Here is a 7,329-nt window from a genome sequence, read left to right as displayed (position 1 = left end):
GCCGACACCTACGTGCGCGACGAGCAGATGCGCGAGTTCTTCGCCCGCTCGAACCCGTGGGCGCTGCACGGCATCACCGAGCGGTTGCTGGAGGCCGCCGACCGCAAGCTGTGGGACACCCCGAATCCGGAGACCCTCGCGGCGCTGCGGCAGGCCTACCTGGACACCGAGGGCGATCTCGAAGACCGGTGAGCCTTCAGGTGAGGCTGCTGACGACGGTCGGAAGGCCCGCCGGGACGCCGTTGTCGATCAGGTCGAGCACGGCCGCGGTGTCCAGGTGCGTCTCGATCAGGTCGGCCAGTACGTCGTAGCGGCGCTCGCGGACGGCGGCGAAGGTCACGTCCGCGGCCGGGGTGAAGTCGCGGCCGGTGCGAGCTGCGAGGTCACGGAGGAAGGCGCGGCGGAAGGTGTCGCTCTCGAAGATGCCGTGCCAGCTCGTGCCGCGCACCGATCCGAGTTCGCAGCCGTCCAGGAACGCCGTACCCCCGTCGACGGTGACGCCGCCGTGGTGGATCTCGTAGCCGTGGACCGGTTCGCCGAGTGCGGATCCCGCCGGCCGGGCGAGGGTTTTGGCGGCGGCGAACCGGACGCGGGTCGGCAGCAGGCCGAGCCCATCGACCCGGCCGGCGCGGCTCTCGATCTCATCCTCGATGCTGCGGGCGAGCATCTGGTAGCCGCCGCAGATGCCGAGGACGGGCCGGCCCCGCGCGACCCGCTCCTCGATGGCCGCAGCGATTCCACTCGCCCGCAGCCAGGCGAGATCGCTGACCGTCGCCCGCGTGCCCGGCAGGATCACCAGGTCAGCGTGCTCCAACTGCGCCGCGTCGCCGGCAATCTCGACGACGACGCCGGGCTCGGCGGACAGTGGGTCGACGTCGGTGACGTTCGACATCCGCGGCAGCCTGACCACGGCGATCCGCAACCGGTCCGCACCGACGGGCGGCAGCGCTGCGCGCGGTCGGGAGTCGAGGTCGAGAGAGTCCTCGGCATCCAGCCACAGGTCACGCTGCCACGGCAGTACGCCGTACGTGGGGCGACCGGTCATCGCCTGCAGCGTCGCCAGTCCGGGGTCGAGCAGCCGCTGGTCGCCGCGGAACTTGTTGACGACGAATCCCGAGATGAGCCGCTGATCACCGGCATCCAGCACCGCGAGCGTCCCGTACAGCGCGGCGAACAGGCCGCCACGGTCGATGTCCCCGACGACGACGACGGGCAGATCCGCCGCGCGGGCCAGCCCCAGGTTGGTGATGTCGCGGTCGCGCAGGTTGATCTCGGCCGGACTGCCGGCTCCTTCGCAGATCACGACGTCGAAGCGGTCGCGCAAACGCGTCAGCGACTCCTGCACCACCGCCTCCAGGCGCGGCTTGAGGTCCTGATAGTCGAGGGCGCCGACGTCGGCGACCGGTTGCCCGAGCAGCACGACCTGGCTTTGGGTGTCGCTGCCGGGCTTGAGCAGAACCGGGTTCATGATCGCTTCGGGCTCGATGCCCGCTGCGGCGGCCTGCATCGCCTGGGCCCGCCCGATCTCGGCCCCGTCGGCGGTGACCGCGGAGTTCAGCGCCATGTTCTGCGCCTTGAACGGTGCCACCCGCACGCCCCGACGGGCCAGCCAGCGGATCAGGCCGGCGGTGACGACGCTCTTGCCGGCGTCCGAGGTCGTGCCGGCGACCAGCAGCGCACCCTTCACCGATGTCCCTTTCGCAGCACGGCGATCCCCGCGCAGGTGAGCGCCGCGGCGGCGGTGACTGCGCGGCACAACCTCGACGCCCGGGCAATGTCCGCCGCCTCCGGTGCACGCCCGAGCGACCCGAGGACGGGCCGGTCTTCCACATGTGAGCCGTAGTCGTTGCGCCCACCGAGGCGGATCCCGAGCGCGCCGGCGAAGGCCGCTTCGGACATCCCGGAGTTCGGGCTCGGATGGCTTCGGCCGTCCCGGTGAGCGACCGACAGCGCGGCGCGACCGCTACCGGAGACAGTCGGGGCGACCGCGGCCGCCAGCAGCGCCGTCAGCCGGGCCGGCACGAAGTTGGCGACGTCGTCGGCCCGCGCCGATGCCCAGCCGAAGTTCTCGTAGCGCGGGTTGTGGTGGCCGACCATCGCGTCCAGTGTGTTGATCGCACGGTAGGCGAGGAGCCCGGGCAGCCCACCGACCGCACCCCACACCAGCGGAGCCACCACGGCGTCGCAGGTGTTCTCGGCGACGGACTCGATCGTCGCGCGCGCGATCTCCGCCTCGTCCAGCGTGTCGGTACGCCGGCCGACGAGGTGGGTGAGCCGCTGCCGGGCCGCCGGCAGATCGCCCTGCCGCAGTCGGGCGTCGACGGCGGCGGCCTCGGCGACCAGTGACCGTCCACCGAGCACTACCCAGGTGCCCAGCATGGTGGCGGCGGCCGATACCCGGCCCGATCTCCGGTCGAGAAGTCCGCCGAGAGCGGCCGCGGCCGCAAGGAGTACGGCGGCGAAACGAACGCCGGCCACCCGGTCGTCCCGCCACATCCTGGCCTCGAGCCGGCCCGCCGCGACGCCGAACAGCGCCACCGGATGGCCACGGCGCGGGTCACCGGCCAATTGGTCGAGTACGACGCCCGCGACCAGGCCCGCCGCGGTCGCGCGAGCCCGGCTGCGGGCAGGACCGGCGACGGACACCGGCCGAGGGTAGCGACGCGACACGTCACGTTGACGCCCGCACGCTGCTGCCCGTAATCTCACGCACGCATGACGGCGCGAGGAAGTCGGTGAGAGTCCGGCACGGTTGCGCCACTGTGAGTCCGAAGCATGCGACGCATGCTTCGGGTGAGTCAGACACTCCGCCGTCATGAGGCCCATCCACTGGTAGGGACGCACAATCCCTCAAGGAGGCACCGTGTCGAGCATCTCGCTCCCCAACCGCAAGCCCAAGGTCGCCGTATCACCCGAAGCGATCTCCACGGGGCGCGTGGCTCTCATTCTCGGCATCACGATCTTCCTCGCGCTGGCCGTCTACTACTTCGTCGGCATCGACGAGGGCGTGACCTCCCTGTTCGGAAAGAGCATGGTCATCCACGAGTGGGTGCACGACTCGCGGCACTTCCTCGGCTTCCCCTGCCACTGACCGGTAGCGGACACCGACCATGGAGATCCGCATCATCCTGCGTGGCGCGCTGGCTGGATTCGTTGCCGGCGTGCTCGGCTTCGTGTTCGCGAAAATCTTCGCCGAGCCGACAATCAACAAGGCGATCGCCTACGAATCCGGTCGCGACGACGTCCTCAACGCTCTGGCCAAGGCGGCCGGGCGCCCCGTCTCTCCGGACGGTCCGGAGGTCTTCTCCCGCACCATCCAGTCCACGATCGGCATCGCGTCCGGCATCGTCGCGTTCTCCACGGCGATGGGCGCACTCGTCGCGGTCGCCTACGTCGTCATGCACGGCCGCTTCCAGATCCGGCCCCGCAAGCTGGCCTGGCTGATCACCGCGTTCGGATTCCTCGGCGTCTACCTGCTGCCCTTCGTGAAGTACCCGGCCAACCCGCCCGCCGTCGGGCACACGTTCACGATTGCGACCCGCGGCCAGCTGTACCTGGCGATGGTGGCCGGCTCGCTGATCCTGCTCGGCCTCGCCGTATACGCAGCTCGCCGGCTCACGGCCCGGTTCGGTCTGCTCACCGCGACCGTGTTGGCCGCGGTCGGATTCCTCGTTGCGTTCGGGTTGTTGATCGGCCTGCTGCCCTCGCTGGGCGACCTGTCGGCGAACGTCGCCCACGCGAACCAGTTCGGCTACGCCCGCGCCGCGACCGAGACACCGCAGCCGATCACCAACGTCCTGTCCACGCCGTTGACGATCGACGGCAAGACGATCGCGCCCGGCCAGATCGCCTACCCCGGCTTCGACCCCGACCTGCTGTGGAAGTTCCGCTGGTACTCGATCATCAACCAGCTCCTCATCTGGACCACCATCGCGCTCGTCTTCGGCGGCTTGCTCGAACGCTTCGTGCTCGGACCGTCCAAGCTCGCCACGAAAGCCGCTGCTCCCGAGCCGGCAGCGGTCGGATAGACACCGACCCGGACCAGCGAGCTCGCCGGGCACGGTTCGGCGAGCTCGCGGCATTGGGTGCCTTTTTCGCGGTCGAGACACACGACGCCGGCACGAGCCCGAGCGCGCCGTGGCGACCACTGCGAGAGCTGCTGGACCAACCGAGGCGGTTGGACGAGCGTGTCCACTCGGTACGGGCCGCCCTTGCCGGCGGCGGACCGGTCGCGCGGATCGAACTCAGGGTCGCTGCGTCGATCACCCACCTCGGCGTGGTCGCCCGACTCCTCGCACCAACCATCGGCGCCGCTGCGCTCGGACTCGAGCGAGCGGCCCTCGGCTCAGACGACCTGTGGTGGCAGGACCAGCTCGGCGGCCCATTTCCGCTGTCAATCGTCGACTTCACGAGCGGCGACGCCGGCCCCTTGGTCGGTTCGGCTGTCGAAGCGATCACCGTGGCTACCGCGGCGTGCTACGCCCTGTCGCCACAGGTGCTTTGGGGCAACGTCGCGTCGGCCGCGAACAGCGCGGCCGCTCTGATCGCCGGCGCACGACCCGACGATGCCCACCGTGCCTACGCTGCAGCCGACCGTGTGTTGGCCGACCCGAGAATCGAGGGCGGACAACGCCACGCCGGGCCGTCATTCCGTCGCAACAGTTGCTGCTTGATCTACCGCATCGCCGACACCAAGTCCGCCGTATGCGGGGATTGCGTTCTCGTTCGGTCTTAGCCGGGCACCGGTGAGCGCATCGAGTCAGTCGAGGACGAGCCACGTCTTTCCGTCGATGGACTCCCGTACGACATCCAGCTGGCCGGCATGGGTCGCTGTCTCCGTGATGACGTGCATGGTGATCTCCGCCGCCGTTTGGCGTGGCCCGAGGAAGTCGGGCCATCTCACCGCCGGGTCCGTCGGGGTGCTGCGAGCAATGACCTCGTCGGCCCGTTGGCACTCCGCGTCGTACAGCGCCATGACGTCCGTGCCGGGCGGCACGCTCCATGCGCCTCCGGGGTGGTCCTCGAAGTACTGCCACGCGGTGTCGTCCCCGGCGAGGAGTGCACAGAACCACCACCGTTCGACGTCGAGGGCAAGGTGGTGCGGCACCGAGATCGGTGACCACGTCGTTGGCGGCACCGGAGTCGCCAGTTGTTGCTCGGTCAACCCCTCGAGGGCGTCGCGCACGTGCCGACGCTGCGCCTGCAGATGGGACTTCATGAGCGCCAGGCTGTTCATGACGGGAGTATGGCAGTGCCCATACAGATCGCCCGGGGCGACAGCCTCCCGCTGTGGGTTAGGTCGTGTGCTGCGTCGGGTTGTCCCAGAACCAGCATTCCGGGTCGTAGACGGCCGGCGTCGGGTGGACCCACGGGTTGACGAAACCGCCCTGAGCGAGGTTCTCCTTGCGGGGGATGTTGCGCAGGTCGGTCTTGGCCACGACTACCTGCGGGTAGTTCCCGACGGTGCCGGTGAAGAACGGGCCCTGGTCGACATGGATTTTGATCATCTTCCAGACCAGCTGGGTCCGCTTCATGAAATCCGGCTCGACCTTGCTCTGGTCGTAGATCTTCCAGATCGCCGCGATCGGGCCCCCGGCGTCGGGCTGCATCCGCGGGGGGTTCCGCTTCCACGGGTTGACGTTCAACTCCTGGTGTTCGGCCGGGGTGCCCCGCACCGCGTAGAACTGGCCCTCGAGCGGTGCCCACCGGGTGTTCTCGATCGGCACCAACCACTGCGGGTAGACGAGGTGGTTGGGCCCGTCGCCGACCTCCCAGTTGGTGTGCGACATCAGCTGGCCGGCCTCCCACTGGTCGGCGTAGGACTGCGGCGACACCGGGTTCCGGGTCATCCGCAGGCCGATCGCCTTCGCGTCCTGCACCAGTTGGTTGTCCTTGGCCGCCTCGGTCTGGGAGATGTCGGCCGAATAGTCGATCCGGATCGACAGCTTCGACCCGTCGGGCATCTCGACGTAGCCGTCGCCGTTGGTGTCCTTCAGGCCGAGCTCGGCCAGCAGCGACTTCGCCTTCTTGACGTCCTGCTTGACGAAGCTGTCCCGCCATTCGTGGAAGGTTTGGACGCCCTGACTGTTGACCTGGTACTCGATCGCCTTCGCGCTCAGCGTGCCCGTCGTCGGGTAACCGGTCTGGAAGTAGAGGCTCTTCTGGAGCACATCCCGGCTCACCGCGAGGGAGATCGCCTGCCGGAACTTCGGCTCACGGAACAGATTCCGCAGTTTGGCGTCCGGGTAGTCGAAGTTGAGGAAGAAGATCGAGCCGGTGCCCGACCCGCTGTCCCATAGGACGATGTCCGTGCTTGCCTTCGCCTTGTTCTGGGCGAGGCTCGACACATCGGACAGATCGATCTGGGTGAAGTAACCCATACAGAAGTCGACCTTGCCCTGCTGCACCTCGAGCTTGCCGACCTGAGCATCCTGAACATCGGTGATGATGATTTCGTCGATGTAGGGCAGCTGGTCACCGTCTTTGCTGACCGCCCAGTAATAGGGATTGCGCTCCAGCGTGACACCAGTGTTGTTGTCGAACTTCTTGCACTTGTAGCCGATGAGGACCGGACATGCCGGGTTGCGCATCCAGTCCGTCTTCTGCTCCCACAGGCCTCCGACCGAGTCCCAGTTCTTCGGGACCTTCGGGTTGTACTTCGGGTGGAACTGCTTCGCGTAGTGCTTCGGCAGGACCCAGATCGGACCGTTGAGCCCGATCGCCCCGTTGACCCACATCGCCAGCCGATCGGCGGTCAGCGGCGCGGGAGCGTCGAAGGTCATCGTCAATGTCAGAGGATCGACGGCCTTCATCTTGACGAGCGTGCCTTTGCCGGACCGGCACTCGTCGGGAGGCACCTGGGCGTAGTGGCCCGGCAGGATGATGTCCTGCCACCAGAAGAGGATGTCGGCGGTGCTGAACGCGACCCCGTCGGACCACTTCAGGCCCTTGCGGAAGTGCAGGGTCCATTCCGACGTGTCGGCATTGGACGACCACTTCTCGACCAGGCCCGGGCCGACGTCGAGACCATCGTTCAGATAGCGCAGCAGCGAGTGACCGTAGAAGAACTCGCGGTTGGAATCCGCCTTCGCGGTGCCCTGGCTGGTGAACGTGATCATATTCATGGTTCCGCCGTACTTGCCCTTGCCCAACCAGTTGTGCGGGACGACATACGGGCTGTCCGGCAGCCGCTTCGCCACCGCCGGCAGCTTGCCCGCCTTCACCTGGCTGGCCAGCGTCGGCGACTCGCTGAAGCTCTTCGGCGGGGCCAACGGCTTCTTCGCCGAGCCCTTGGCAGCGCTCGCGCCGCCCGAGCCGGATCCGCCCCCG

Annotated in this window: 8 protein-coding genes; 4 read left to right on the top strand and 4 right to left on the bottom strand. The window is 68.3% G+C overall.

From position 1 onward, the window contains the following. On the top strand, nucleotides 1-192 hold a 192-nt coding region (locus VGH85_02570), incomplete at its 5' end, for a cobaltochelatase subunit CobN (GenBank protein ID HEY2172672.1). Nucleotides 193-196: 4 nt separating this feature from the next. On the opposite strand, the gene VGH85_02565 is transcribed toward VGH85_02570, so the two are convergent. Together VGH85_02565 and VGH85_02560 are read right to left on the bottom strand one after the other, a co-directional pair. After that, complete coding sequence (locus tag VGH85_02565) at nucleotides 197-1,687, bottom strand: cobyric acid synthase (GenBank protein HEY2172671.1); 1,491 nt, start codon at nucleotides 1,685-1,687, stop codon at nucleotides 197-199. Then, nucleotides 1,684-2,646, bottom strand: coding sequence for a cobalamin biosynthesis protein (locus tag VGH85_02560; GenBank protein ID HEY2172670.1), 963 nt, complete (start codon nucleotides 2,644-2,646; stop codon nucleotides 1,684-1,686). The genes VGH85_02565 and VGH85_02560 overlap by 4 nt, the downstream gene beginning before the upstream one ends. A 217-nt stretch (nucleotides 2,647-2,863) precedes the next feature. On the opposite strand from VGH85_02560, the gene VGH85_02555 reads away from it, so the two are divergent. Genes VGH85_02555 through VGH85_02545 form a run of 3 tightly spaced genes read left to right on the top strand, consistent with a single transcriptional unit; the run spans nucleotide 2,864 to nucleotide 4,735 of the window. Beyond that, nucleotides 2,864-3,091, top strand: coding sequence for a CbtB-domain containing protein (locus VGH85_02555; protein ID HEY2172669.1), 228 nt, complete (start codon nucleotides 2,864-2,866; stop codon nucleotides 3,089-3,091). A gap of 19 nt (nucleotides 3,092-3,110) precedes the next feature. Beyond that, nucleotides 3,111-4,028, top strand: a complete 918-nt coding sequence (locus VGH85_02550; protein HEY2172668.1) for a CbtA family protein — start codon at nucleotides 3,111-3,113, stop codon at nucleotides 4,026-4,028. Between the two features lie 53 nt (nucleotides 4,029-4,081). Further along, a complete protein-coding gene (locus VGH85_02545) occupies nucleotides 4,082-4,735 on the top strand; it encodes a (2Fe-2S)-binding protein (GenBank protein ID HEY2172667.1) in 654 nt (217 codons plus the stop codon). A gap of 24 nt (nucleotides 4,736-4,759) precedes the next feature. On the opposite strand, the gene VGH85_02540 is transcribed toward VGH85_02545, so the two are convergent. Then, entirely contained in the window at nucleotides 4,760-5,236 is a 477-nt protein-coding gene (locus VGH85_02540) for a DUF664 domain-containing protein (GenBank protein ID HEY2172666.1), read from the bottom strand. A gap of 58 nt (nucleotides 5,237-5,294) precedes the next feature. Beyond that, nucleotides 5,295-7,329: ABC transporter substrate-binding protein (locus VGH85_02535; protein ID HEY2172665.1), on the bottom strand; the 2,035-nt coding region annotated here is incomplete at its 5' end.

The organism is Mycobacteriales bacterium, from assembly GCA_036497565.1.
Taxonomy (GTDB): domain Bacteria; phylum Actinomycetota; class Actinomycetes; order Mycobacteriales; family QHCD01; genus DASXJE01.
The sequence above is the reverse complement of the archived record's forward strand: the minus strand, read 5'-3'. Positions and strand labels throughout refer to the sequence as shown.